Source organism: Paenibacillus sp. FSL E2-0201, assembly GCF_037963325.1.
GTDB lineage: Bacteria > Bacillota > Bacilli > Paenibacillales > Paenibacillaceae > Paenibacillus_AQ.
Map to the genome: position 1 here is coordinate 1,477,135 of NZ_CP150154.1, position 26,721 is coordinate 1,503,855.

At 42.4% G+C, this 26,721-nt stretch carries 21 protein-coding genes and 1 other annotated feature; of the genes, 19 read left to right on the forward strand and 2 right to left on the reverse strand.

All coding sequences use genetic code 11. From position 1 onward, the window contains the following. The first annotated feature begins 244 nt into the window (after positions 1 to 244). From NSU15_RS06655 to rplT, 4 genes are all read left to right on the forward strand, one after another. A complete protein-coding gene (locus NSU15_RS06655; protein ID WP_042125070.1) occupies positions 245 to 1,483 on the forward strand; it encodes a glycosyltransferase family 2 protein in 1,239 nt (412 codons plus the stop codon). 79 nt (positions 1,484 to 1,562) lie between these two features. Beyond that, positions 1,563 to 1,707: a sequence feature (ribosomal protein L20 leader region), on the forward strand. 56 nt (positions 1,708 to 1,763) lie between these two features. Continuing rightward, positions 1,764 to 2,261: a translation initiation factor IF-3 gene (gene infC, locus NSU15_RS06660; protein ID WP_042125071.1), complete on the forward strand. Its 498-nt coding sequence runs from the start codon at positions 1,764 to 1,766 to the stop codon at positions 2,259 to 2,261. Between the two features lie 60 nt (positions 2,262 to 2,321). Beyond that, on the forward strand, positions 2,322 to 2,522 hold the full coding sequence (gene rpmI, locus NSU15_RS06665; protein WP_036679507.1) for a 50S ribosomal protein L35: 201 nt from the start codon (positions 2,322 to 2,324) through the stop codon (positions 2,520 to 2,522). A 31-nt stretch (positions 2,523 to 2,553) separates the two neighbouring features. Continuing rightward, entirely contained in the window at positions 2,554 to 2,913 is a 360-nt protein-coding gene (gene rplT / locus NSU15_RS06670) for a 50S ribosomal protein L20 (RefSeq protein WP_042125073.1), read from the forward strand. 128 nt (positions 2,914 to 3,041) lie between these two features. Here the strand turns inward: rplT and NSU15_RS06675 are convergent, their stop codons facing one another. After that, on the reverse strand, positions 3,042 to 3,584 hold the full coding sequence (locus NSU15_RS06675; RefSeq protein WP_042125076.1) for an acyl-CoA thioesterase: 543 nt from the start codon (positions 3,582 to 3,584) through the stop codon (positions 3,042 to 3,044). Positions 3,585 to 3,891: 307 nt separating this feature from the next. On the opposite strand from NSU15_RS06675, the gene NSU15_RS06680 reads away from it, so the two are divergent. The 5 genes from NSU15_RS06680 to NSU15_RS06700 all read left to right on the forward strand — a co-directional run bounded on the left by NSU15_RS06680 (position 3,892) and on the right by NSU15_RS06700 (position 9,232). After that, complete coding sequence (locus NSU15_RS06680; protein ID WP_042125078.1) at positions 3,892 to 4,944, forward strand: BMP family ABC transporter substrate-binding protein; 1,053 nt, start codon at positions 3,892 to 3,894, stop codon at positions 4,942 to 4,944. Between the two features lie 180 nt (positions 4,945 to 5,124). Further along, entirely contained in the window at positions 5,125 to 6,663 is a 1,539-nt protein-coding gene (locus tag NSU15_RS06685) for an ABC transporter ATP-binding protein (RefSeq protein ID WP_042125080.1), read from the forward strand. Then, on the forward strand, positions 6,656 to 7,729 hold the full coding sequence (locus NSU15_RS06690) for an ABC transporter permease (RefSeq protein WP_042125082.1): 1,074 nt from the start codon (positions 6,656 to 6,658) through the stop codon (positions 7,727 to 7,729). Before NSU15_RS06685 ends, NSU15_RS06690 begins: the two co-directional genes overlap by 8 nt. Then, a complete protein-coding gene (locus NSU15_RS06695; RefSeq protein ID WP_339289676.1) occupies positions 7,730 to 8,686 on the forward strand; it encodes an ABC transporter permease in 957 nt (318 codons plus the stop codon). It begins immediately after the preceding gene. 204 nt (positions 8,687 to 8,890) lie between these two features. Next, on the forward strand, positions 8,891 to 9,232 hold the full coding sequence (locus tag NSU15_RS06700) for a hypothetical protein (protein ID WP_339289678.1): 342 nt from the start codon (positions 8,891 to 8,893) through the stop codon (positions 9,230 to 9,232). Between the two features lie 22 nt (positions 9,233 to 9,254). On the opposite strand, the gene NSU15_RS06705 is transcribed toward NSU15_RS06700, so the two are convergent. Further along, positions 9,255 to 9,701 (reverse strand): GNAT family N-acetyltransferase, encoded by a 447-nt coding sequence (locus tag NSU15_RS06705; protein ID WP_339289679.1) that lies wholly within the window; start codon positions 9,699 to 9,701, stop codon positions 9,255 to 9,257. 591 nt (positions 9,702 to 10,292) lie between these two features. Between NSU15_RS06705 and ilvB the strand changes: the two genes are divergently transcribed. The 10 genes from ilvB to NSU15_RS06755 all read left to right on the forward strand — a co-directional run bounded on the left by ilvB (position 10,293) and on the right by NSU15_RS06755 (position 26,720). Continuing rightward, positions 10,293 to 12,035 carry a biosynthetic-type acetolactate synthase large subunit gene (gene ilvB, locus NSU15_RS06710; RefSeq protein WP_339289680.1) on the forward strand — a complete coding sequence of 581 codons (1,743 nt, stop codon included), beginning with the start codon at positions 10,293 to 10,295 and terminating at the stop codon, positions 12,033 to 12,035. After that, on the forward strand, positions 12,032 to 12,520 hold the full coding sequence (ilvN, locus tag NSU15_RS06715; RefSeq protein ID WP_209445830.1) for an acetolactate synthase small subunit: 489 nt from the start codon (positions 12,032 to 12,034) through the stop codon (positions 12,518 to 12,520). The genes ilvB and ilvN overlap by 4 nt, the downstream gene beginning before the upstream one ends. A 177-nt stretch (positions 12,521 to 12,697) precedes the next feature. Beyond that, the gene (gene ilvC / locus NSU15_RS06720; protein WP_036679485.1) at positions 12,698 to 13,690 is read left to right on the forward strand and encodes a ketol-acid reductoisomerase; all 993 of its coding nucleotides are present in this window, start codon (positions 12,698 to 12,700) and stop codon (positions 13,688 to 13,690) included. Between the two features lie 101 nt (positions 13,691 to 13,791). Then, complete coding sequence (locus tag NSU15_RS06725) at positions 13,792 to 15,333, forward strand: 2-isopropylmalate synthase (protein WP_339289682.1); 1,542 nt, start codon at positions 13,792 to 13,794, stop codon at positions 15,331 to 15,333. Positions 15,334 to 15,653: 320 nt separating this feature from the next. Continuing rightward, positions 15,654 to 19,412, forward strand: coding sequence for a collagen binding domain-containing protein (locus NSU15_RS06730; protein WP_339289684.1), 3,759 nt, complete (start codon positions 15,654 to 15,656; stop codon positions 19,410 to 19,412). A 412-nt stretch (positions 19,413 to 19,824) separates the two neighbouring features. Beyond that, positions 19,825 to 20,667 carry an MBL fold metallo-hydrolase gene (locus NSU15_RS06735; RefSeq protein ID WP_339289685.1) on the forward strand — a complete coding sequence of 281 codons (843 nt, stop codon included), beginning with the start codon at positions 19,825 to 19,827 and terminating at the stop codon, positions 20,665 to 20,667. Positions 20,668 to 20,797: 130 nt separating this feature from the next. Beyond that, positions 20,798 to 22,537 carry a histidine kinase gene (locus tag NSU15_RS06740; protein ID WP_339289686.1) on the forward strand — a complete coding sequence of 580 codons (1,740 nt, stop codon included), beginning with the start codon at positions 20,798 to 20,800 and terminating at the stop codon, positions 22,535 to 22,537. A gap of 2 nt (positions 22,538 to 22,539) precedes the next feature. Then, the gene (locus NSU15_RS06745) at positions 22,540 to 23,880 is read left to right on the forward strand and encodes a helix-turn-helix domain-containing protein (protein ID WP_339289688.1); all 1,341 of its coding nucleotides are present in this window, start codon (positions 22,540 to 22,542) and stop codon (positions 23,878 to 23,880) included. 125 nt (positions 23,881 to 24,005) lie between these two features. Further along, complete coding sequence (locus tag NSU15_RS06750; RefSeq protein ID WP_339289689.1) at positions 24,006 to 25,739, forward strand: extracellular solute-binding protein; 1,734 nt, start codon at positions 24,006 to 24,008, stop codon at positions 25,737 to 25,739. A 90-nt stretch (positions 25,740 to 25,829) separates the two neighbouring features. Beyond that, entirely contained in the window at positions 25,830 to 26,720 is an 891-nt protein-coding gene (locus NSU15_RS06755) for an ABC transporter permease subunit (protein WP_339289690.1), read from the forward strand. Position 26,721: the final 1 nt, after the last annotated feature.

The window sequence follows — 26,721 nt, forward strand, 5'->3', positions numbered from 1 at the left end:
ACGCCGTACAATGATTCAAGCGGACTAAACATGTTTAAAAGGGTAAGAGATAAATAAGGATCCTAAATCATGGATTCCATACAATTCTTTTAAACAACATATATAAAAATTGTGAAGTCTGCCGAGAATAAGAATACTCTTGGTCTATTGTAAAGGGATGCAACAAAAGGGTCAGAAGGAACGTTAAGCAATCTAGAGAGAAAAAAAGAACACCGAGAGTGAAAAAAGGGGGCATCAAAAGGTCATGACAGACGCACTGTTTGTTACGCTCCAAGTGATCTTGGCAGCAATCGCAGTTTATCAGTTTACCTTTTCGTTATTTGGTCTACACAGGAAAAAGACAAAAACAAAGTATAAGCCAGAAAAAACATTTGCAGTACTAGTTGCTGCACATAACGAGGAAGAAGTCGTCGGCGCGTTAATGGAGAACCTGAAGCAGCTTAACTATCCTTCAGAACTGTTTGACGTATTTGTAATTTGTGACAATTGTACAGATGGTACAGCTCGCATCGTTAGAGAGCACGGAATGAACGCTTGCGTCCGCACTAACCCGAATCTGCGTGGTAAAGGTTATGCAATTGAATGGATGCTCAAGGAGCTTTGGGGCATGCAGCGTCAATATGATGCAGTCGTAATGTTTGATGCCGATAATCTGGCACATACAGAGTTCCTAATGGAGATGAACAATGATCTTTGTTCAGGAGCACGTGTTATTCAAGGTTATATTGATACTAAGAATCCAGAAGATTCATGGATCACTGCAGCGTATGGTGTGTCGTATTGGTATATTAACCGTTTGTGGCAACTTTCACGCCATAATTTGAATATGGCGAACTTCCTTGGCGGAACAGGAATGTGTTTCGAGACCACTCTTCTTAAAGAGATGGGCTGGGGAGCTACAAGCTTGGTTGAAGATCTGGAGTTCACGATGCGCAGTGCATCTCATGGTGTATATCCAAAGTTCAATTATGACGCAAAGGTTTTTGATGAGAAGCCTCTAACTTTCAAGGCTTCATCAAGACAGCGTCTGCGCTGGATGCAGGGACACTTTACTGTAGCACGTCGTTATTTTTTTCCATTACTTTGGCAAAGTATTAAAGAACGCAGCTTAACAAAGTTTGACCTCGCGCTTTACGGAGCGAATGTATATATTGTTTTGCTTACCTTTTTAATGACGGCGGTAATGTGGGTGGATATGGCCCTCTTTAACGGACCAAACATCGCTAATATTTACGGCAGCTTGCCAGTCTGGCTCGGCTTCCTTGCTATCGGCTTGAATCTGGTGACCTTTGGGGTTGCGATGGCTTTGGAGAAGGTTAAATTTAAGAAGGTGTACGCTTATCTGTTGTTCTTCCCAATTTACCTGATCTCTTGGTATCCTATTACGTTCTATGCGTTCTTCACGCAGAACAACAAGCAATGGAGCCATACCAAGCATACGCGTGTCGTAAGACTTGAAGAAGTGCAAAGCAAACAGGTTTAACATATTTAAAGATGTTGTATAAAAAGATTTGACACTCCGTTTGGAGTGGTGTATAGTATTCAAGTACGCAAATCATAGGGATTGCAAGAAGAAGCACCTGCTTCTCACCTGACTGGCATTTTCGCCGGCTGGTTTTGATCTCAATGCTTTATGAATGTTAATGTTCATGAACGTTGATCAAACACGGGGTGTCGGGTGTTACCGGCATCCCTTTTTTATGGAGTAGGATAGTATAGTTGCTAAAAAGATCCGGAGGTGGAGAGTTATCAGTAAGGAACATATGATCAATGATGAAATTCGGGCCAAAGAAGTTCGGTTGGTTGGTGCGGAAGGTGAACAAATCGGAATTAAACCGATCCGCGAAGCGTTGCAAATGGCGATCGATCTTAATCTAGATTTAGTCAATGTAGCACCGCAGGCTAAGCCGCCGGTATGCCGCATCATGGATTACGGCAAGTTCCGTTATGAAACGCAGAAGAAAGAGAAGGAAGCGCGTAAGAACCAGAAGATCGTTGATATCAAGGAAGTCTGGTTCCGTGCTAACATTGAGGAACATGATTATCAAACCAAGTTCCGCAATGTGATCAAGTTCTTGGGTGAAGGCGATAAAGTGAAGTGCTCCGTACGTTTCCGCGGACGTGAGATTACACATGCGAATATCGGCCAGAAAATCCTCGAGAGAGTTAAGAACGAAGTGGCTGATATATCTGTTGTTGAGCGCCAGCCTAAGCTGGAAGGTCGCAGCATGATTATGATTTTGGCTCCTAAAGCCCAATAAATCTGGAGTCACTTGCTTACCTGCAATTTGGCGCCGCATAATATTCAAGGAGGAAACACCATGCCTAAGATGAAAACACATAGCAGCCTGAAAGGTCGCTTCAAAATTACCGGAACTGGTAAAGTAACACGTTACAAAGCTCACAAAAACCACTTGCTGTCCCACAAATCTAAACGCGCTAAGCGCGTTCTGAACGGTAATCCAGTAATGGCCCCTGGGGATGTAAGACGTTTGAAACAAGGATTGGCTAACTTGAAATAGTTTATCACACATTTTTGGGAGGTTTATTAATATGGCAAGAGTTAAGGGCGGATTTGTAGTTCGTCGTAGACATAAAAAAGTGTTGAAATTGGCAAAAGGTTATTTCGGTTCTAAACACCGCATTTTTAAAACAGCTAAAGAACAAGTAATGAAATCGATGGTTTACGCTTACCGCGACCGTCGTCAAACTAAACGTAACTTCCGCAGACTGTGGATCGTTCGTATTAATGCAGCAGCTCGTTTGAATGGTCTTTCTTACAGCAAGCTTGTATACGGCCTGAAATTGGCTGGTGTAGAAGTTAACCGTAAGATGTTGGCTGATCTGGCTGTAAATGATCTTAACGCATTCAACTCATTGGCTGGTATTGCCAAAGAGAAAATCAACGCGTAAGTGTTGTGATATAATCGAAAAGCACCGTCTGCGTGTTGCCCATGCAGCGGTGCTTTTTTGTGCGGTATACAGTGTATAGAATGAAAGCTTGTTTAAGGAATGAGGAAAAAACTCTGCTTGATGCAGAGTTATTCCCAGTACTTCACAGTATTGAGTTCGGCAGCGAGTTTTTTGCTGATGGTTCTTCTCACTTTGCGCAGCTCAGAACGTTCATTAGCGGATTCATTGATCAGTTTCTCTTCATCGGTTTCCGGGATAATAGCAGGAACCGGAGTGGGAGTGCCATCCTCGCCGACTGCAACAAAGGTAAGAAATGAAGTGGCGGCTACGGCGCGCTCACCCGTATATAGATTTTCTGAAATGATCTTTACAAATACCTCTATGCTTGTGCGTCCTGTCCAAGAAACGAAGGATTCGAAGCATACAGAGTCTGTAGGTCGGATAGGTCTCAAAAAGTCAACGGAGTCTGTAGAGGCTGTGACGACGTTAGCGCGGCAATGGCGCATAGCTGAAATGGAGGCTACTTCATCAATGCCACTCATAAGCTTGCCGCCAAACAATGTTTTGTGATTGTTGACATCATTAGGGAAAACGCGTCCTGTTTTGAAAACGCGTGATTCACGGCAATACTTAAAAGCCGGCATCGTTTGTGGATTTTTTTCATCGGTCATATCTGATAACTTCCTTTCAGTGCAAATACTAAGCAATCATGATAATAGAAAACGCATAAGTGTGCAATAATATTTGTAATGTGTTGGAATACTATACAGAAGAAATTAAGGTTTTCTAACATCACCCAAACATGATGATTACATGCCGTGTCATGGAAAGCGGTTACTTGCGAAAAAGTACAAATTATTATTGACCTGAGGTCATTTATGGACTGGATTTTAGATTTTATTGCAGTTATAATTTGATCTATGGAATGTCCAAGCAGAACACAGAAGACATCCAATATTTTAAGGGGGATCACATTCAATGAAAAAAGTTTTCAAACTATCTCTTGTAATGTTGCTGGCATTTACAGTAGTATTGGCGGGTTGCGGAAACAACAACGCTAAGAATGCTGCAAATGGCGAGACTAACGCAGGAACAAATGGTGGAACAAACGCTGGAAAAGATTTCAAATTTGGTATGGTTACTGACATCGGTGGTGTTAACGATAAGTCGTTTAACCAATCCGCATGGGAAGCATTACAGGCTCTTGAAAAAGAAACTGGCACTTCCGTTAAATATTTGCAAAGTAAATCCAATGCTGACTATGAGCCAAACCTTAACCAATTCGTTAAAGATGGCTACAACTTGACTTGGGGTATCGGTTTTGATCTTGGCGACGCAATTAAAAAGGTTGCTGGTGAGAACCCAAATGCTAACTTGGCAATTATCGATAGCGTTGTAGATGCTCCTAACGTTGCATCCGTTACTTTCTCTGAGAACGAAGGTTCTTTCTTGGTTGGTGTGGTTGCTGGTTTGACTACAAAAACTAACAAAGTAGCTTTCATTGGTGGTATGGAAAGCCCAGTAATCAAACGTTTTGAAGTAGGATTTAAAGCTGGTGTAGCGGCAGTTAACCCTGAAGCTAAAGTTACAATTACTTATGCAGGTGCATATGACAAACCGGATACTGGTAAATCCCTTGCAGCTACATTGTACAACGATGGTAATGACATCATCTTCCCTGCTGCTGGTGCAACAGGAAATGGCGTATTTAACGAAGCTAAATCCCGTAACAAAGCCGGCGGTGCTAAAGTATGGGTTATCGGTGTAGACAAAGACCAATCCATTGAATTTGGTACAGACGTAACTTTGACTTCCATGATCAAACGCGTTGACGAAGCTGTGAAGAAGGTTTCCAAAGAAGTAATCGACGGTACTTTCAAAGGCGGTACTACAACTGTTCTTGGTTTGAAAGACAATGGTGTAGGTATCTCTGATACATCTAAAGTTAACGTTTCTGAAGAGATCTTGGCTAAAGTTGAAGATTTCAAAAAACAAATCATTGATGGAACCATTACAGTTCCTGCAGAGTAATATCTCCCTTTAATTTATCGGATATCAATAAGCAACAAGGAATAAGGCCGGTTATGCGCTGGCCTTATTCCTTGTTAAAGCACTGGTTATAATAAGTTAGACACAGTTATACCGCCTTGAAAAGGGCGGTACATCCGTGTCTACATGGTAGTTATATATTTCTGTGATGAGGGTGATTCCATGAGTGCTGCGGCTCCAGTCGTAGAGTTGAAGCAAATCACAAAACGATTTCCCGGTATTGTTGCTAACGATTCCATTAGCTTGACATTAAAGAAGGGTGAAATCCTTGCATTGCTAGGTGAGAATGGTGCAGGCAAATCTACTCTAATGAATATCGTATTTGGATTGTACCAACCGGATGAAGGTAGTATTGAAATCGACGGGAAACCGGTTATTATTGATAATCCCAATAAAGCGATTGAGCTTGGTATTGGTATGGTGCATCAGCATTTCAAGCTTGTGGAACCTTTTACGGTGACTGAGAATATCGTTCTTGGGATGGAGCCGAAGAAAGGTCTTAAAATTGACTATAAATCCGCTGCGGAACAGGTTCGGAAGCTATCGGAGCAATATGGCCTGCAAGTGAATCCAAATGCCGTTATTCATGACATTTCTGTAGGTATGCAGCAAAGGGTAGAAATTATGAAGACCCTGTACCGCGGAGCGGATATTCTCATATTTGATGAGCCGACTGCAGTACTTACGCCTCAAGAAATTACGGAATTGATGGCGATTATGAAGCGGCTTGTTGCAGAGGGAAAATCTATTATCCTGATTACGCATAAGCTTAAAGAAATTATGCAAATATCTGATCGGGTCACCATTATTAGACGCGGAAAAGTAATCGATACCGTAAATACCGCAGAGACTAATCCGAATGAACTAGCTGAGAAGATGGTTGGACGTGGCGTAACCTTCAAGGTAGATAAGAAGGCTCCTGAGGTTGGCAAAACTGTACTCGAGCTGAAGGATGTGAACAGCAAGAGTAAAGATGGTGTCTCAGTGCTGGACGGCCTTAGCTTTGATGTGAAAGCCGGAGAAATTCTTGGAATAGCTGGTGTAGATGGCAATGGACAGAGTGAACTGATTCAGGCCATTACAGGTCTGCGTAAAATTGATTCTGGTTCTATTCAGGTGTCTGGGAACGAAATAGCTAATTTATCCCCGCGTAAGATTACGGAGATGAATGTGTCTCATATTCCAGAGGACCGTCATAAGCATGGTTTGGTGCTTGATTTCTCAGTAAGTGAGAACATGGTTCTGGAAACTTACTATAAGAGTCCATATAACAAAAATGGCTTTATGCAAAATGATGTCATTGATAAATATGCTGAAGGTCTTGTGGAGCAATTTGATGTGCGTACACCTTCAATTCAGACCAAAGCACGTTCTCTATCCGGCGGAAATCAACAGAAAGCGATTATTGCTCGGGAAATAGATAAAGATCCGACATTACTTATTGCAGCACAGCCAACACGCGGTCTAGATGTTGGTGCTATCGAGTTTGTTCAAAAGCAGCTTATCGCACAGCGTGACCAAGGAAAAGCTGTTTTGCTCATTTCGTTTGAATTGGACGAGATTATGAATGTATCAGACAGAATTGCTGTTATCTATGAAGGCAAAATTGTCGGTGAAGTGTTCCCGCAGGATACGAATGACCAGGAACTGGGTCTTATGATGGCAGGCAGCTTGAAGCGGGGAGGTAAGGCAGTTGAATAAGTTCAAAAAAATCTTCACAACTGACAGCTATATCGTTCCTCTTGTCGCCATCGTGCTTGGTTTTCTTGTGGGAGCAATAGTTATGCTTATGGGTGGTTATGATCCGATAACTGCTTACTCCGCACTGTTCTCACGCGTATTTGGTAACTTGTACAACTTTGGTGAAGCCGTGCGCGAAATGACGCCATTAATGCTCACTGGTTTAGCCGTAGCCTTTGCATTCCGTTCAGGGATGTTTAATATCGGGGCAGACGGACAAGTGATGATTGGTATGACAGCTGCGACCGTGGTGGGCATTAAATTTGCAGCCTTGCCAGGATTCATATTGGTTCCGCTTGCTGTTATTATAGCGGGGTTATGTGGAGGTCTGTGGGCTGGTATCGCTGGCTACTTGAAGGCCAAACGTGGGATTAATGAAGTTATTACCACGATCATGTTAAACTGGGTTGCTCTGTACTTGTCGAATTATATTGTAAGAGCATTTCTGTTACTCCCGGGACAGAATCGTTCCGAGGATATTCCAGCTTCACTTTCTATGACGTTCTTGAATTCGTTATTTGACAATGCACGTCTGCACTGGGGAACAGCTATTGCCCTTGCCGCAGCAGTATTCTTCTATGTCTACTTATGGAAGACTAAACAAGGATATGAAATGCGTGCTGTTGGTTACAATCCTCATGCTGCCGAGTACGCAGGTATGAATGTTGGCCGTAACGTTGTAAAAGCAATGTTCATAAGTGGAGTATTTGCAGGGTTGGCCGGAGCAGGGGAGGTACTGGGTGTATTCCATTATCAATCTGTGTTCGCGGCATCACCAGGATATGGATTTGATGGTATCGCAGTGGCTCTACTTGGTTTAACACATCCACTTGGTGTTGTTCTTGCTGCGATTCTCTATGGTACGTTGACTTATGGTTCTGCAGGAATGAGTTTTGCTGCAGATGTTCCTCCAGAGCTTATTCGTATCGTTATAGGTTCAATCATATTCTTTATTGCGGCACAAGGGATTGTGCGCTGGGTGCTTAAGCCCTTTTACTTCAAGCGCAAGAAAGAGAAGGTGTTATAGATGGATCTGCAGACGTTAGGTCAACTGCTTAATACAACGCTTGTTTTTTCCACAGCGCTTATTTTTGCCTCACTTGGCGGCATCTTCTCTGAACGCTCCGGTGTCGTAAATATTGGACTTGAAGGTTTGATGATGTTTGGTGCTTTTGCCGCAGCAGTGGGCGGTTATTATGCTCAAGATGCTGGGATGGGTGAATGGGCTCCTTGGGTTGGCGTACTATGTGCTATGGCCGTCGGGGTACTTGGTTCACTAATTCATGCAGTTGCAGCTATTACCTTTAAATCGGATCAGACGATCAGTGGTACGGTTATTAACTTTTTAGCCGCAGGCAGTACGCTCTACATGGTAAAGCTGCTGTTTGATGGATCTGCTGAAACTCCACTAATCGATGGGTTTAACAAGGTTGCAATTCCTGGACTCTCTAAAATCCCGGTGATTGGTGAAGGGATATTTAATTCCTATCCGACCACTTATCTGGCCATTGTGCTGGTTATTGTTATTTATTTCGTTTTGTTTAAAACGCCATTTGGACTGCGTTTACGCGCAGTAGGTGAACATCCTAGTGCTGCAGACACCTTAGGGGTCAAGGTGAAGCGGATGAGATATATCGGCGTAATGCTGAGTGGATTGCTGGCTGGTATCGGTGGTGCTACAATCACTCTAACTACAACGGGAACCTTTGGACATAATACGATTTCAGGTCAAGGTTTTATTGCGATTGCAGCGATGATCTTTGGTAAGTGGAATCCGCTTGGTGCCTTTGGCGCTGCTGTATTCTTCGGATTCTCTCAAGCGATCCGTAACTACGTACAATTGTTTGAATGGTCAAAGGACATTCCACAAGAGTTTATCTTTATGATTCCTTACGTATTAACGATCATTGTATTGGTGGGTGCTGTAGGTCGTTCCGCTGCTCCTAAGGCGTTAGGTCAGCCATACGATCCTAGTAAGCGCTAGATCTTTTCAATTTTTAGCTTATAACATTACCGAACCGCATCTCCGGACTTTTTCCGGAAATGCGGTTTTTTTTGTTAGCATCGATATGGATAAACATTGAAAAGTACGGGCAAGTGTACAGGCGAAGGTCCTTCTAAACGAATAAACTGTTTTGAAGATGATGGGAATCAGAGGCTTGCAAAACATTTTTTTGGAGGGGATATTATGACTAAGCCAGTTACGAAAAAGCAGGTTATGAGACTCGTAGGTAAGCAGATCATCGCTGTGAAAAAGGATGGCACTCAGGTTACAGGTAAGCTGCTACGAGTATCAGGAAATCGTCTTATATTGCAACGTGTAAGTGGTAAAAAAGTACAAACGAAAGCAATCATTCCATTAGTGCTGTTTGATTTGCTCGCCGTTGGAACTGCACCTTATGCTTATGGCGGTGGTTATGGTGGTGGCTATGGCGGAGCTACACCTTATGGCGGCGGTTACGGATATGGAACTCCTTATGGAGGTTATGGGTACGGAGGTACACCATATCAACCTTTTGGATTCTTTTAAGTTCCGATCAGAGCTGCTTTAGCTACATGAAGCGTTTCTCAAGCTCATAACAAAAACTTAGGGACTGATAACGGGCTACGCTGTAGCCCAATTTTTGATAAAAGGATAGCGCTGCTTCATTCCCTAAATCTACGGAAACCTTAGAACGATGACATCCGCGAGATAGTGCAAACCTTTCTGCTCGATCCATAAGCATATTCCCCAAGTGTTTTCGCCGGGCTTCGGGTGCAATAGCCAGCATATCGATGTAGAGTAAATCACCATGCAGCAAGAAATGGACAAACCCGTTTGGATCGCTTTCATAGTCGGGACAGGTGACAAGGGTGATTCCGTGTCCCAGGCGACGGGGTAAATCCTTTTTGATTTTAGTGATTTCAGTTTGCGGCAGATGAGATAATGGTACAAGCTGTCGCTCGATTAAATCAAAAATAATAACGTCATCCTGCTTAGGTCGACGATAGCGAATCATTAGAGCGTCCCCTTTCCACGCATTGTCGTACATCATATGTTGGGAGAGGGTCAGGCGTTCCGGGAGCGTAGAAGTAGGAGTTGTGACGATTTTTAAAATATGGGTATTGACTATCCGTGTTAGGAATCATATAATGTGTCTAAACATTTTAACGAACATACATGTATCGGCGATGATGAGGACGAAGTTTTAAGGGCTCTTTTGCTCAGAGAGTGTGAGGATTTGCTGCAACCTCCACCGAAATCCCTTATATACGAGCTCACCTCGGAGCTGTTTCCCTGAAAGGTCCACTGGCTAGAGTGGTGGAATTATTAGGGGGAATCGTTTAGTCCGCGTTACGGACTTCAGGTTACAGAGATTAGGGCCCTTGCCTACATCGATGGATTTTTGTATACCTGATAAGGCGTTGCATCGCGAGATGTAATGCAAACATGGGTGGTACCACGGAAGATCAACCTTTCGTCCCTCACGCGCTAATACTGTGCGTGGGAGGCGAAAGGTTTTTTTGTTTTATAAATAACTATTTGCTGATGTATAGAGGACGGTCCGTCATTTGCATAATGAATGTTAAATATCGGAGGAGGAATACTGATGAGCGCGCAAATACCGGAATTACGGTCTACAGAGCAGCTAAAAGAAAAATGGATGGAGCCGGAAGTCATTACCGGTTCGGAAATACTACTCCGCAGCCTTGTATTGGAGGGTGTAGACACAGTATTCGGTTATCCAGGTGGGGCTGTATTGTACATTTATGATGCATTGTACGGTTTTACGGATTTCAATCACGTGTTAACACGTCATGAGCAAGGCGCGATTCATGCAGCTGACGGTTACGCTAGAGCAAGTGGCAAACCAGGGGTATGTATCGCAACCTCGGGTCCTGGAGCAACAAACCTTGTAACAGGTATTGCTACAGCATATATGGACTCCACTCCATTGGTTGTAATCACAGGTAACGTATTCTCCAGCTTGATCGGTACAGATGCTTTTCAGGAAGCAGACATTACCGGAATCACGATGCCAATCACTAAGCACAGCTACTTTGTAAGAGATGTTGAGGATCTCCCACGCGTCATTCATGAAGCTTTTCATGTGGCGAATACGGGTCGTAAAGGTCCTGTGTTGATCGATATTCCGAAAGATGTGTCGGCGGCAAAGACATTGTTCACACCAGTAAAGACCGTAAATCTTCGTGGCTACAACCCTTGTACAGTTCCAAACAAACTGCAGCTTGATAAACTGGTTCGTGCGATTGCGGTTGCTGAACGTCCAATTATCATTGCGGGTGGAGGAGTTATCTACTCCGGAGCACATGAAGCAATGTTCGAATTCGTGAAACGGACAGAGATTCCAATCACTACAACCTTGCTAGGACTTGGAGCCTTCCCAAGTGCAGAAGAGCTTTGGATGGGAATGCCAGGTATGCATGGCACATATACCGCAAACAATGCAATTCAACAATGTGATTTGCTCATTAATATCGGCGCCCGCTTCGATGACCGTGTTACGGGTAGGCTGGACGGCTTCGCGCCAAAAGCCAAGATCGTGCATATCGATATCGATCCTGCAGAAATCGGAAAAAATGTATCGCCTGATATTCCGATCGTTGGAGATGTGAAAACTGTACTGGAAATGCTGATTCCTGAGGTTGGCCGTGCATCTAAGGCTGATGCTTGGAGAACGCATATCGCGCAGTCGAAGCTTGATCAGCCACTTCGGTATAAAGATTCGGAGACAGAGCTTAAACCACAATGGGTTATTGAAATGATTAATGACACCACTAATGGTGAAGCGATTGTTACTACGGACGTTGGCCAGCATCAAATGTGGGCAGCACAATATTACAAGTTCAATCATCCGCGTTCATGGATTACTTCAGGTGGTCTTGGAACGATGGGCTTCGGATTCCCCTCAGCAATTGGTGCACAAATGGCACATCCTGATCGATTGGTAGTATCGATTAACGGAGACGGCGGCATGCAAATGTGTTCCCAAGAGCTTGCGATTTGTTCGATTAACAACATACCGGTCAAAATCGTTGTTATTAATAATCAGGTACTTGGAATGGTTCGCCAATGGCAGAATCTTATCTATGACAAACGTTATAGCTATACAGACCTTGCAGGCAGTCCGGATTTCGTAAAGCTGGCTGAAGCTTATGGCGTAAAAGGTCTACGGGCCACGAATAAGGAAGAGGCTCGTGATGCATGGCAGCAAGCTCTGGAAACACCGGGTCCAGTATTGGTAGAATTCGTTGTTCCAAAAGACGAGAATGTCTACCCGATGGTAACTCAAGGTTCAACCATCGATCATATGCTGATGGGGGATGAATAACAGTGACAAGACATACGATTTCTGTACTCGTAAATGACCAGCCGGGTGTGCTTCAGCGGGTGTCAGGTTTGTTCGGTCGCCGCGGATTTAATATTGAGAGTATTACAGTCGGCCAGTCCGAAGAGGTCGGATTATCCCGGATGGTTATCGTTACTCTTGGCGACCAGCATACCCTTGAACAAATCGAGAAGCAGCTTTATAAGCTAATTGATGTTATCAAAGTCGTTGATCTTGGAGCTAAGCCAATGGTTGCACGTGAACTGGCTCTGATTAAAGTGAACGCTGATCCAAGTGAGCGTCCGGAGATCATGGGTGTTGTAGAAACCTTCCGAGCCTCGGTTGTAGATATCGGAAGTACAACATTGCTGGTGCAGGTAGTTGGAGATACACAGAAGATTGATGCGATGATCGAGCTTTTGAAGCCTTATGGGATCAGAGAGCTTTCTCGCACAGGTGTTACGGCTATGGTGCGCGGTAACTCTTAAATATTTTATTTTGCGACTTTAACGGATTACTGCTTGATTGCATTAATCTGATATGATATGAATGAACTTCCCGCTAAAGAGCGGGAGCTTGAAGAGGAGCTTGATAGGATATGAATCCAGTTCTCTTGAAGCACCCGCTCTTTATGATGGGTCTCAAATTAAAGGAGGATATTGACAATGGCAGTTACAACGTACTATGAACAGGATGCAGAACTTAGTGTATTAAAAGGAAAGACAATTGCGGTAATCGGGTACGGTAGCCAAGGACATGCCCAAGCACAGAATCTTCGTGACAGTGGTCTACAAGTTGTCATCGGTCTTCGTGAAGGTAAATCTTTCGAAACTGCAAAAAATGACGGTTTTGAAGTATTGCCAGTAGCTGAAGCAGTATCCCGTGCAGATGTTGTGCAAATTCTGATGCCAGATGAAACTCAAGCATCCGTATATAAAAACGAAGTGGAACCAAACCTTAAAAAAGGTGCGGCTCTGATGTTCTCCCACGGCTTTAACGTACACTTTGGACAAATCGTTGCTCCTAAAGATGCGGACGTGTTGCTGGTAGCACCAAAATCTCCAGGTCACATGGTTCGTCGTACTTATGTTGAAGGCTTCGGCGTTCCTGGCTTGATTGCTATCGAACAAGATGCAACAGGTAAAGCGAAAGAAATCGGTCTTGCATATGCAAAAGGTATTGGTTGTACACGTGCAGGAGTTATCGAAACTTCTTTCCGCGAAGAAACCGAAACCGACTTGTTTGGCGAACAAGCAGTGCTTTGCGGTGGTGTTTCCGCACTGATCAAAGCTGGATTCGAAACTTTGACAGAAGCTGGATATGCTCCTGAAATGGCTTACTTCGAATGTCTGCACGAGCTGAAACTGATCGTTGACATGGTATATGAAGGCGGATTGTCCAGCATGCGCGATTCCATCAGTAACACTGCGGAATACGGTGACTATGTAACTGGACCACGCATTGTAACTGAAGATACTAAAAAAGCAATGAAAGCTGTTCTGACGGATATCCAAGAAGGTAAATTCGCTCGCGACTTCATCCTTGAGAACCAATCCGGACGTGCTTTCCTTACAGCTACTCGCCGCAACGAAGCTGCTCACCCAGTAGAAGTTGTAGGTAGCCAATTGCGTGAAATGATGCACTGGATTAAGAAGTAATCATATATACTTATGATTAAATAGTGTGACCATTCAAATGCGGCCGTGACTATACGAGCCGCATTTGAGGGTTTTAGCACAATCTTTGGGAGGTGCTTTGCATGCGGAAAATTTATGTGTTCGATACGACGCTGCGAGACGGAGAGCAGTCGCCGGGTGTGAACCTTAACACGCGTGAGAAAGTAGAGATCGCCTACCAGCTGGAAAAGCTGGGGATTGACCGCATGGAAGCGGGCTTTCCTGCTGCTTCACCAGGTGACCTGGCTTCAGTAAATGCGGTAGCAAGAGCTGTAAAGAACGTCACGGTAATCGGCCTTTCGCGTTCTAGAGAGACAGATATCGACGCTGTAAAAGAAGCGCTGCAGGGGGCACAGGACCCTTGCATTCATATTTTTCTAGCTACATCTCCTATTCACCGCCAGCATAAACTCCGGATGGATAAAGCTCAGGTGCTGGAAACTGCACAATCCGCTATCCGATATGCCAAGAAATATTTCCCAAAGCTTGAGTTTTCATTAGAAGATGCGGGCCGTACGGAGTATGATTTCATGGCTGAAATGGTCGGCATGGCTATCCGTGAAGGTGCTAATGTTGTTAATATCCCAGATACTGTGGGTTATTTGAATCCTTCTGAGTACGGAGCTATCTTTAAATATCTAAAAGAGAATGTGCCTGATATTGAACGCGTACAGCTTAGTGCTCATTGTCATAACGACCTTGGCATGGCTACGGCCAATACGTTAGCCGCGATTCAGAATGGTGCAGATCAGATCGAAGGAACGATCAACGGTATTGGTGAACGTGCCGGGAACACAGCGATTGAAGAAGTGGCATTGGCGCTGGAGACACGTGCTGAATTCTTTGGCGCAAAAACTTCCTTAACTTTGTCCGAGATTTCTCGCACAAGTCGCTTGGTCAGCAAGTTGACAGGTATGGTGGTTCCAGGGAATAAAGCGATTGTAGGAGCTAACGCATTTGCTCATGAATCGGGTATTCACCAGGACGGAATGCTGAAAGAGAAAACCACTTATGAGATCATGACACCGGAGACCATTGGACTTAAAGAGAGCAAACTGGTACTTGGTAAGCACTCTGGACGCCATGCTTTCCGTGATAAGTTAAGTGATCTAGGATATGATTTATCGGAAGAAGAGCTTAATACAGCTTTTTCAAGGTTTAAGGATTTGGCCGATAAGAAAAAAGAAGTGTCTGATGAAGATATTTTGGCATTAATTGAAGAGAAGTTAATTGATACGCCAGAAGTATTCAGACTTCAGACGATTTACGTAACTTACGGTAATGAAGCTGTTCCAACCGCCAAGGTTATTATTAATGGTCCGGAAGAGCAGCCAATTGTTGCGGTTGCCGAAGGTAATGGTTCAGTAGATGCTATCTACAACGCAATTGACAAAGCTACGGGTGAGGAAGTTACCCTTGGGGACTATTCCATTAAATCCGTCTCACGTGGTAAAGATGCACAAGGTGAGGTTCATGTAGTACTGTCGCAGGGTGAAGTTGCTGCACAGGGACGTGGACTTAGTACCGATATTCTAGAGGCAAGTGCTCGCGCGTATATTGATGCGCTGAACAAGCTTTTGGAGAAACGTAAAACTTACACCAAACGTGATCACGCTAGTCTTTAATAGGTACATTTTTATATTAACTTTCTTCTAAGTTGATTATCCTTACAATTGAGGTCCAAATGAGTATTTATTGATACGCAGGGATAAGCGAGTTACTCGCATATCCCTGTTTTTTTATTTGGAATAAAAAGGGATGAAAAAGACTGATACAGTAATCTGTTCAGATTATGTATAGATGCACTATTTACAATAGATGTAAGCATGGCAATTTGTAGAAGGAGAAAAGTTCAAGGAGGTAAATACAGAGCATAAGAGTACTGGATCCAAAGATAGAGCTTTTGAAAAGCACAATGAACGAATTGAAAAGGAGGCTTTTAATAATGTTATCAAAAAAGAAAATAAGCGCATGGCTCATAGTATTATTACTTGTGACGCAATGGGCTTATAGCTTTGGCTTCGGGTTTAATACGCCAGCATATGCGAGTGGAAACGGCACTGTGATTGGAGATAATCTCATTACTAGTGTAACGCTGGCTGTATACACCGATGACAAATACACTAGTACGGTGACTGGAAGTGTATATGAGCTTGACTCCAACACGGAATTGAATTATACATGGGCACTTCCTGATGGACATCAATATGAGGATGGATCAACCTTTACCTTTGATCTTCCTACACAATTTGAACTTTATAACGATCTAAATGATAATTTAATGTTTGATGATGAAATTATTGGAACTTATACAGTCGACAAAAATACGAACAAAGTTGTATTCACATTTAACGATTATATCGAATCCCACTATCAAGTAGGGGGGACCTTTACAGTAAGATCGCTTTTGAGTTCTAAGAAAATTACAGGCTCCACAAATCAGACGCTAACATTCCCGATACAGGGTGGTACTCAGATCATTGAACTTAATCTTAAGCCCAAAGACAGTTCTTCGATAGAAAAAAATGGTGTGCCTAAGCCGCAGTATTATAATCCAACTAGCATCGCATGGACTGTTGATGTAAATAAGTCACTAGACAGTATTAACAATGCGGTGGTTACGGACAAGCTTCCTGCAGAATTGTCACTAAATACAGTATCGATAGCTGTTTATGAGCTTGATGTGAATGTCGATGGGACAGCAAGTCTTGGTAGTTTGGTGAATAACAGTAAGTATGATGTGGCAGCTTCCACTTCTGGAGAGCTTAATCTGAAATTTAATGACAAGCCGATTACTAAGGCGTACCGGATTGGATTTTCAACAGATATTATCGGTGCTGGTGTAGATGCAACAACATTTAAGAATGAGGCTATCTTAACGGGTGATGGAATATCTAAGAAAGATGATGTTACAGTTCCAGTAGGGCGCGGTAAACCGTTGTCTAAAGTATCTACAGGATACGATGAAGCGACTCAGATAATTTCCTGGGCTGTAAATTTCAATTACAATGAAAAACCAATTACAGCTGCAAAAGCTGTATTGAATGATTTGTTCAACAATACACAAGATCTAATCCTTAGTTCTGTTAAGGTCTATCCTGTTACTATCGACGGAAATGGACAAGGAGTTAAGGGGGCAGTAGCGCTTGATTCAAGCGAATATACGATAACCCCAACAACTGCGACAGGTTTAAAAGGTTTTGACCTGAAATTTAACAATGATATTCATTCGGCCTACAGAATTGAATATCAAACAAAGGCAAATGACAGAGTTCATGATGATACTACGATTACAAACAAGGTTACTTATGACGGAAAGACTGAACCCGCTTCAAATTATATCAAGCAGCATATTCTTCATAAAAATTATAGTAATGTTAACTATGCCAATAAAACAGTTGATTGGACCATCCAAATTAACGACGATAGTGTGACTATGGATAATCTGGTGGTTACGGATACTTTCGGTAATGCCGGACTAAAGCTTGTTCCAAATACTTTAAAGGTTAAGCCGACAAAAGGTGGAACTGCGACCGTTCATAGCGTTGTTTACAATGAGAGTAATCCAGTTGCAATTACTGATGGGTTTGTAATTACTTTTAATGATCCGATATCCGAACCTTACACAATTACTTATACAACAAGCTTTAATTATGATTGGTTGGCTCCTAATACGGATAAGTTCTCCAATACAGCCGCACTTAAATGGGATGAGAATGGTAAGCCGAAGAAAAAAGAAGTTACCGCTACCTTTGATCCTAGAGCCGAGGTAAAGAACAACGGTAAAAAGAGTGGTTCTTACAATGCTCAAACGAAGGAAATTACTTGGAACGTTGGCGCCAATTATAATCAGAAAACGTTAAAGAACGCCGAACTGATTGATTCCATTCCGGCTGGCCAAGTTGTTGTTAAGGATTCTGTAAAAGTTTACAAATGGGGGTATGGAAAGAATGGAGATCCAACTCCGGGAGCCAATGTGGATTCCAATGATTATGAAGCAAAGGTGATTGGCAGTGAACTGAAGGTAACATTTAACAAAGCCATTACTTACGCGTTCTATGTCACTTTCAAAACTACGTTTGTTGATCAAGCGATTGATTTAAGTAAAATTACCAATACAGCTATTCTATATGACGGTAATACAAAAGAGTCTGCAAAGCTGGAAGCTTCGGTTAATGTCCCTCAAGGTGGGGAATACGTTAATAAAACTGGATCACAGAATGGCAATAAGATTAATTGGGTAATTAATATCAACCGTAACCAATCTTTTGTAACAGAGGCTGTAATTACGGATATTCCGAGTGATAATCAAATGCTCTTGTCTAATACATTCCATGTCTTTAAAACGACAGTCTTAAGTGATGGAACTGTAAAAGAAACTGCTCAAGAATTGATTAGAGATACGGACTACAAGCTGGAGATTACTACGGATATCGATGGAAAGGAAAGCTTTAAGCTTAGTTTCCTAAAAGATATTTCAGAGGCTTACATTCTAAAATATGACTCTCTGATCACCGCAAATCATAATGATAAAGTTACAAACAAGGTTAAATTTGATGGTAAGAACATCAAGGTCATTCCACATGAATCTACTGAGGATATTACAGTTAAGCTCTCTAGCGGTTCCGGTACAGGAAGCGGTGTAAGAGGTCCATTAACGATTACAAAGGTAGATGATAAGGATAATGCTAAGTTGCTAAGTGGCGCTGTCTTTGATCTCTATCGTGTCATTGATAAGGACAAGATTTGGATTAAAAAGGGTGCTACGGGTGTAGATGGTATACTTGAATTTACCAAGCTGCCAGGTGGTAAATATGTATTAATTGAAACAGAAGCACCAGTTGGTTATATTCTTGATCCAACACCACATGAAGTGGATATTAATACAACGGCAGGTTATAAGTTAACAATAACCAATACAATCCCGACGCCGACAGCAACGCCGACGCCGACGGTAACACCGACGCCGACAACAACACCGACGCCGACAACAACACCGACGCCGACAACAACGCCGACGTCGACAACAACGCCGACGTCGACAACAACACCGACATCACCAGTAACACCAACATCAACACCAACAGTAACACCAACGCCGACGGAAACACCTGTGTCGACAGTAACACCGACGTCGACGCCAGACAATCCAATTTTCCCTGTGTCGACCCCGACGTCAATACCGGGAGCAATCGTTACTGCTACTCCATCAGCAACACCTGTGGTGGCAACGCCAACTGTGACACCAACAGCAGCGCCAACAGTCACACCGGTGGCAACTAGTACGCCTATTGTTCCGCAGGTAACACCACCTGTGCAGAATCTGACAACTGATGAGGACATTCCGCTTGAAGGCGAAATCCCACTTGGGGGCGTGCCAAGTATCGGTGATAAGCCCGATCATGGTAAGGTAACAATTACTAAAGACGGTAAGTGGATTTATACACCAGATCCAGGTTACGTTGGAAAAGACAAGTTCACGATCATTGTGACAGATGAGAATGGAAATGAAGAAGAGATCGAGATTGAGATTGATGTTGAGGAAGTACCGACAGGTACAGTGAAAGAACCAGGGGATAACAGCAATAAACCAACTCAGCTCCCGAAAACGGGAGAAGACAGTGCGCTACCTATTTACTTAGTAGGTGGAAGTCTAGTTCTTGTGGGATTTGTGTTAGCTCGAAGATTTAAACGAAGTAATTAATACATCGTAATGACAAGGGTTCGAGCGAAGACAGGCGGCACTCAACTCCCATAGTATAAAAGTCAACGGAGTAAGGCTCTTCCTCTTATTGGAGGAGCCTTACTCTTTATTTTTGGTCTATGGCTGCTCGCTTCATAACCTTCTTCACTTCGAGGGAGCTTCCGGGCCTGGCTTTAGCCTCGCATCTCCACGCTCTAACGTACAGCCTGCTCAAACACAAGGACCAAAGTACACGAACTGAATTTGAGGCTGTGCCAGTCGGATGAGCTACCTAACTCCCAACAAAGTGAACCTTGACGAAAATGGGATTTTCGCTCATTATTCGTAATGTAGCGCCAGCGACACTATTTAGCTTATATCTATTTTTACTAAATAGTAAGCGCTATCATAAAATGCGCTGGGAGATGATACCATGGAATTTATGTATTTAGGAACTGGAGCAAGTGAGGGTTATCCAGCTTTATTTTGTCAATGTGAACGTTGCTCTATGGCGATGGAGCTTGGTGGCAAGAATATTCGCGCTCGTACAGGAGCGCTTATTAACTCTGATTTGCTGCTGGATTTCTCACCTGACATGTATATGAATAAGCTTCGTTACAAATTGGATTTGGGGAAAGTTAATCATTTGATTGTTACGCATTCGCATACTGATCATTTTGCAGCAGCAGAGCTCATGATGAGGCATGAGCATTGGTATTGTCAGCTGCAGGAGAGTGGAAAAAAACTACATATTTACGGAAATGAAACGGTAGAAGAAACGATGAAGTCAGCTCTGCGCTATGATTATGGAACCGATAAGATTGAAGATCCTTTTTACGAGTTTCATATCATACAGCCTTTCATGCCCTTCACTTTAGGAGAAGTGACAGTAACCGCATTGCCAGCCCATCACAAGCCGGATGAACATAGCTTTATCTATTTACTTGAGCAGAATAACACAAGATTCTTATACGGCAATGATAGTGGTGTATTCAGTGATGCAACCTTCAATTATCTCCGTGATAAACACCTGGACGTTGTTAGTCTAGATTGTAATTATGGGCTAGAAGATAGATATGATTATCATATGGGGATCTCCGGATGTCGGATTGTAAGAGAACGTTTGCTTGAACAAAAAAGCTGTGATACTAGTACATCATTTATTCTCACTCATTTCTCTCATTACAGCGCAGAGTTGCACGATACTTTAGTTAAGAATACAGCAGAGGAGAATTTCATCATTTCCTATGATGGGATGAAAGTCTTCTTAGCATGACATGATGATAGTCTATCTATAATTAAAAGAATAGTCATTACCCGTAAAATCCTCCCTTGAGGAAAGGACTACTTTACGGGTCTTTTTTATAGCTTTAAGGGCTCAAAATGAGTAGATACGGAGGTAGAGAATGAAGCTGCTGGCTACGGGAAAAGTAAAATGGTTCGTCTATCAGAAAGTTGTCATCGTTTTTATCGTCTTTTTGATTCCGCTCATATCGATGAATATTTGGGTGAATTATAAGGGGATGTCATTCACCAAAAATACGATTTTGGACTCATCCCTGGCTGGGGCGTCATTCTATTCCAAGCAACTGGATAAAGAGATATATTTCATCCGCAATCAACAATTACAATTTCAAGAAGATAAAAACATACAGAAGCTTAGTTTTCGAGGTGAAAGTTTAGAAAAGTATGAAGAGGTAGAATTAATCGGTAATGCTGAAGATCTATTGAATCGGATCATTGCCTCAAGCGAATACGTGGTTAACGCCGGGGTATATGTTAAGTCTCTGGGCAAAACGATTTCTGGTAAGACGGGGATCACGCCTATTCCTAATATGGAGTACGAAAAAATTTCCTCGTTACTTAACGTTAAGCAGAAGCCTTCATTCTATCGGAGCGGTGATGCGATTTTCCTTATAGAAACAGGAGATAATGCGGAGCTTTGGTCTTATATTGAAATCTCAAAAGGAAAGCTATTGGAGGCACTGAATCAAATCGCAACCTTATATCAAGAATCGGAGGTATTTCTGGGAAGTAATGAGCTGGGCAATATTCTATCTACTACAGACGATCAGTTAGTATCTACTGAGGTCCTTAAGCTCATCACCAAACAGGATCAGTTTAATTCCGATATCCCAGAAATAAACAAGGTGAACGGTAAAAGTTACTTTATTGCCCATAACTTTATCAGTTCTTTGAATCTATCCTTGATTATGTACGTGAATCAGAATGAAATCACAAGGCCCTTAAGCCAATTTAACACACTACTATATGCCTCTTTCGTCATCGCTATTGTGGTAATGATACTTTATTCTTATTCGGTAAATCTAATGATTCATAGGCCCTTATCCAAATTGGTTAAGACATTCCGTATGGTAGAAACGGATAATCTTGATTTAGTCATCGAGTCAAAGACCAAAGATGAGTTTTACTATATTTTTAATAGTTTTAATCGCATGGCTTCTAGACTTAAGCGTTCTATTGAGGAGAATTATGAGCAGAAGATTGCCCTGCAGCATTCGCAGTTGAAGCAATTGCAGTCACAGATTAACCCGCATTTTCTCTATAACAGCTTCTTTAATATTTACATGATGTGTAAAGTAGGAGATTCCGATAGTGCGGCTGAGCTCTCACAAAAGCTAGGGAGCTACTATCAATACATCACGAGAAGTGGATCGGACGAGGTGCCTTTCTTTAAGGAGTATCAGCATGCGCTTGATTATTGTGAAATTCAGTGTATTCGCTTCTCGAATCGTATTTCTTTTGAATATGAAGAAATACCCGTTTTGGCGAATGCAATTTTAGTACCGAGGCTAATTATTCAGCCGATTGTTGAGAATGTGTTCGAGCATGCTTTCGAAGACGACTCCCGACACGGGATTGTTTATATTGGTGCCAAATGCGAAGAGGGAATAGTAATTATCACGATTGAAGATAACGGCAATCTTTTAAAAGATGAGGAAATAGAGTACTTGCAGAAGAAACTTGCGATGGGTCTGAAACAAGTTGAGAAGACGGGATTAATCAACGTTAATAATAGACTCCAATTGAAGTACGGACCAGATAGTGGCTTGTTTGTATCACGCAGCAAATACGGAGGATTGAGGGTAGAACTGATAGTTAAATATGAGAGTAAGGAAGTGTGATTATGTATAGATTACTAATCGTAGATGACGAGCCTGTGATTGTGAATGGATTAGTCCAACTGTTTCAGGATAACTCAGAATTTGAACTGGATATACGAAAAGCTTACTCCTCAAGCGAAGCTCTTGAAATTGCTAAGAAAACGAAATTGGATATTTTAGTTAGCGATATTCGTATGCCTCAGAAGAATGGTCTCCAGCTCGTGGACGAAATCGTCTATTATTGGCCATTATGCCGAGTGATTTTCCTTACAGGATACAGTGAATTTGATTATGTATACGAAGCGATCCGTAAGAATGTGGACAATTACATTCTGAAAACGGAAGGAATTGAACCTATTTTCCAAGCTGTGAAGGCAGCAGTCGACAAGCTAGACGAGGAGAACCGTCGTAGACTTCAATTGGAGAAGACACAAATGCACTATCAAATCGCTAGTTCCTTCCTAAAGAGAGAGCTGATGGAGCGGGTGCTAAGCGGGGAGTCTATCACTTCTATACTCAATAATGCACGTTACAAGGATGTAGAGTTCGGCATTGCATTAGATCGTCCTTCGTTCTTTCTTGTGGGTATCTTGGATCGACTAGATGATCCTAAATTTAAAATGCCTCCGTCTGTTCAGCGTATTTTCCATGATCACCTGCCTGCATCTATTGCATGTGAAGAAGTGATTTATGATGATCGTGTATTCATATGGCTGCTTCAACCAGATGAAGGGTTGCTGAATCGCTTTCGTAGTAACTATCCAGATCAAGGAGTGAATTGGCCTGGAATCGTTGCTTATATGAGAGGGATATTAGAACCTGTACAGAATGAGTGTGATGAGCTGCTAAGTGTCTGCGTTTCATTCGGAATATCGGGGGATTTACTTAACCATTGGGAATCGATCCATCTTCAAGTTGAAGCAGTACGCTCCATGATTCTTAAGAGAGCTTTATTAGGTCAGCATATGCTTATCCTAGACCTTGAGAAACTAAGTCAACTTGAGGATACGATGCACAAAGCTGGAGGAATCGAGCAGGATGATTTCAAGACGCTAATCATTGAACAAATTCACCAATTTGTGCAGGAGAACCTATCTGGAGATTTATCGCTTACCTCAATTGCTGCAGAGGTGCATCTTAATCCGTCCTATTTATCTCGTTATTATAAACAGACGACAGGTCAAAATTTATTAGAGTATATCCAGTCGACGAAGCTGCATGTTGCTCTGCAGCTGATGAAGAATACAACTCTGAAATTAAATGAAATCGCCATCCGGGTAGGTTTTGAATCACCATCCTACTTTACAACATTCTTCAAACGGAAAATGGGTTTATCTCCACAGGAATATCGAAATTCAAAATAAGTAAATAAAGTGAAAGTGATGTAAAAAAAGTGAAATTGAAAGCGGTTTCCCGTGTGACTAAAATAATAACTAGGAACACTGATTCACAACAAGAATTGCAGCAAACAAAGGGGGGAAGCGTTCAGATGAAAAAAATGGGACCATGGAAAATGATTTTGTCAGTAACGATGATTCTTTCATTATTGTCAGCGTGTGGAAGTCAAGGGAATGGAAATACGAATGCACCAACTACGCCTAAGGAAGACACTACGAATAGTGCGACAGACAGCGCCACAGCACCTGATCCACTAGGGAAATATCCGGAAACGGTCACTGTTACAGAAATACTAGGATATAATCCACCAGAAGATCCAAGAACCCCAAGCGGAATAACACCGGAACAAAATGCCTACCTGAAAGATCTCAAAGAGATGATGAATATTGAAGTGAAATACAAATGGACCGTTCCCTCTGCCCAGTTTGAGCAGAAGTTCTCGCTTGCCATGGCATCGGGGGATCTACCCGATGTGATAGAAGTTGATCAGAAGAACTATGAGAAACTTAAAAAGCAAGATATGCTTGCTGATCTGACAGATGCTTATGCACAATATGCGTCACCAGCTCTTAAGGCTTATATGGACTCCGATGGTGGATTCGCGATGAAAACGTTCAGTGCGGATGGTAAGCAATTAGGTATTCCTGCATTTGAAGATCCCTTCTTATCTACGCAGCTGCTATGGGTTCGTCAAGATTGGCTTAATAATCTAGGATTACAGGCACCAAAGACGATCGATGAGCTTGAGAAAGTTGCACAAGCATTCACACATAATGATCCAGATCAGAATGGTAAGAATGACACCTATGGTATCGCCATGCAAAAGAATCTCTTCTTTTGGGGATTTGATGTCAGAGGTTTCTTTAATGGATTCGGTGCTTATCCTTCCGTTGGTGATAAACAATCGGCTTGGATTAAAGGCGGCGATGGCAAATTGTTACCGGGATTGATTCAGCCTGAAGTGAAGACTGCACTTGGCAAGCTACAAGCATGGTATAAAGATGGAATTATTGATAAAGAGTTTGCACTAAAGGATGAGAATAAGGCTGTAGAAGATCTGACAGCAGGTAAAGTGGGTATTTCCTACGGAGAGTGGTGGTATCCGAACTGGCCGCTTAACTCCAACGTAGACAAAGATCCAAAGGCGGATTGGATTGCAATTCAACTTCCAGGGATTGATGGTCCAGCTAAATCACTTGTTCCAAAAATCCGCAGCAATAAAATTTTCGTTGTGAACAAAAAGATGAAGAACCCAGAAGCAGCGATTAAGATGCTCAATTTCTACATTGAAGTTGGTAATAAGAAATACAAGGATAAGAACAAAGCGGCAGATGGCTATGTATACAACTGGTTTAACCCACGGATTGCTAACCCTGTTGATATTGATACGATTTACAGGGAAGTAAACAAAGCGCTCGATGCTAATCAGACTGAAATTACAATAGACGATGCAAATTATAAGACCGTTGCGGATACTTTCAAAGCGACTAAGGACTTCCTAGCAGGCGACACATCTAACGCTACCAAAGGTGTAAACTGGGGTCAATATTATAGCCGGGCTGCAAAAGACGGTGGCTGGGGCTTAACACGACAAATTAAAGAAAATCAACAATTTGTATACAACGAGTTTTACGGTCTTCCTACACCAACAGTAGTGGAAAAGGGTGGTCAGCTGGATAAGTTGATGCAAGAGTCCTTTACCAAGATTATCATGGGCGGTTCTCTTGATGATTTCGATAAATTCGTGGATAGCTGGAAGGCACTTGGCGGTAATGAAATTATCGATGAGGTCAATGAATGGTATAGCACGGAAGCTACGAAATAAATCATAGGAACAAGAAAGCGGGTGAGGTGAGTCGGGTGAGACGACTCACCTCCCGTTTTTAAAATGAGTAAGTTGGTGAGGAGGGCATCTATGAAATCACTCAAGAAAGAATTTCCGCTTCATATCATGTTAATACCGGGTGTGATTGTTACACTGATTTATGCCTACGGACCGATGGCCGGCCTGGTTATGGCGTTTCAACAGTTTGAGCCGTTATCCGGTTTTTTTAAATCCGATTTTGTGGGATTAGATAACTTCCGTTATGTATTTAATTTACCGGATTTTAAGCAAGTACTTTGGAATACGCTAGTTATAGCCATCATCAAAATGGTATTGTCTCTGCTTGTCCCGCTCATTCTAGCTTTATTATTAAATGAGCTTACTAAGAAATGGTTCGCAGGTTTTATTCAATCTGCCATTTTCCTCCCGTTCTTCCTTTCATGGACCGTCCTTGGGGGTGTCATTATTGAATTATTCTCTCTGAATGGACCTATTAATGGCTTAATTTCCTCTATGGGCTTAGAACCTATCATGTTCATGCTTGATAATGGTTGGTTCAGGGGGATTATCATTGGCTCGGATGTCTGGAAAGGCATGGGCTACAATATGATCATCATGCTTGCTGCCATCACAGGAATTAATGCGACGCTGTATGAAGCGGCAGAGGTAGATGGTGCAGGGAAATGGAAGCAAATGCTTAACATTACGCTTCCAGGTATAGCACCGATTATTATTTTACTTAGTGTATTAGGTCTCGGTGGTATTCTTAATGCAGGTTTTGAGCAGATATTGATTATGTATAACCCGACTGTATATGCAGGCGCAGATATAATAGATACATTTGTCTATCGATTGGGGATGTTCAGCCAACAATTTGGACCTGCGGCAGCAGTGGGTCTCTTTAAATCGATAATATCTTTATTTATGGTATCAACAACTTACTATGCAGCTTACAAATTTAACAATTACCGCATATTCTAGG

Bases quoted from the DNA above. Each gene is read 5' to 3' on its own strand.
- NSU15_RS06655 (WP_042125070.1), top strand. From the start codon at position 245: ATGACAGACGCACTGTTTGTTACGCTCCAAGTGATCTTGGCAGCAATC.
- infC (WP_042125071.1), top strand. From the start codon at position 1,764: ATGATCAATGATGAAATTCGGGCCAAAGAAGTTCGGTTGGTTGGTGCG.
- rpmI (WP_036679507.1), top strand. From the start codon at position 2,322: ATGCCTAAGATGAAAACACATAGCAGCCTGAAAGGTCGCTTCAAAATT.
- rplT (WP_042125073.1), top strand. From the start codon at position 2,554: ATGGCAAGAGTTAAGGGCGGATTTGTAGTTCGTCGTAGACATAAAAAA.
- NSU15_RS06675 (WP_042125076.1), bottom strand. From the start codon at position 3,584: ATGACCGATGAAAAAAATCCACAAACGATGCCGGCTTTTAAGTATTGC.
- NSU15_RS06680 (WP_042125078.1), top strand. From the start codon at position 3,892: ATGAAAAAAGTTTTCAAACTATCTCTTGTAATGTTGCTGGCATTTACA.
- NSU15_RS06685 (WP_042125080.1), top strand. From the start codon at position 5,125: ATGAGTGCTGCGGCTCCAGTCGTAGAGTTGAAGCAAATCACAAAACGA.
- NSU15_RS06695 (WP_339289676.1), top strand. From the start codon at position 7,730: ATGGATCTGCAGACGTTAGGTCAACTGCTTAATACAACGCTTGTTTTT.
- NSU15_RS06700 (WP_339289678.1), top strand. From the start codon at position 8,891: ATGACTAAGCCAGTTACGAAAAAGCAGGTTATGAGACTCGTAGGTAAG.
- NSU15_RS06705 (WP_339289679.1), bottom strand. From the start codon at position 9,701: ATGATTCGCTATCGTCGACCTAAGCAGGATGACGTTATTATTTTTGAT.
- ilvB (WP_339289680.1), top strand. From the start codon at position 10,293: ATGAGCGCGCAAATACCGGAATTACGGTCTACAGAGCAGCTAAAAGAA.
- ilvC (WP_036679485.1), top strand. From the start codon at position 12,698: ATGGCAGTTACAACGTACTATGAACAGGATGCAGAACTTAGTGTATTA.
- NSU15_RS06725 (WP_339289682.1), top strand. From the start codon at position 13,792: ATGCGGAAAATTTATGTGTTCGATACGACGCTGCGAGACGGAGAGCAG.
- NSU15_RS06730 (WP_339289684.1), top strand. From the start codon at position 15,654: ATGTTATCAAAAAAGAAAATAAGCGCATGGCTCATAGTATTATTACTT.
- NSU15_RS06735 (WP_339289685.1), top strand. From the start codon at position 19,825: ATGGAATTTATGTATTTAGGAACTGGAGCAAGTGAGGGTTATCCAGCT.
- NSU15_RS06740 (WP_339289686.1), top strand. From the start codon at position 20,798: ATGAAGCTGCTGGCTACGGGAAAAGTAAAATGGTTCGTCTATCAGAAA.
- NSU15_RS06745 (WP_339289688.1), top strand. From the start codon at position 22,540: ATGTATAGATTACTAATCGTAGATGACGAGCCTGTGATTGTGAATGGA.
- NSU15_RS06750 (WP_339289689.1), top strand. From the start codon at position 24,006: ATGAAAAAAATGGGACCATGGAAAATGATTTTGTCAGTAACGATGATT.
- NSU15_RS06755 (WP_339289690.1), top strand. From the start codon at position 25,830: ATGAAATCACTCAAGAAAGAATTTCCGCTTCATATCATGTTAATACCG.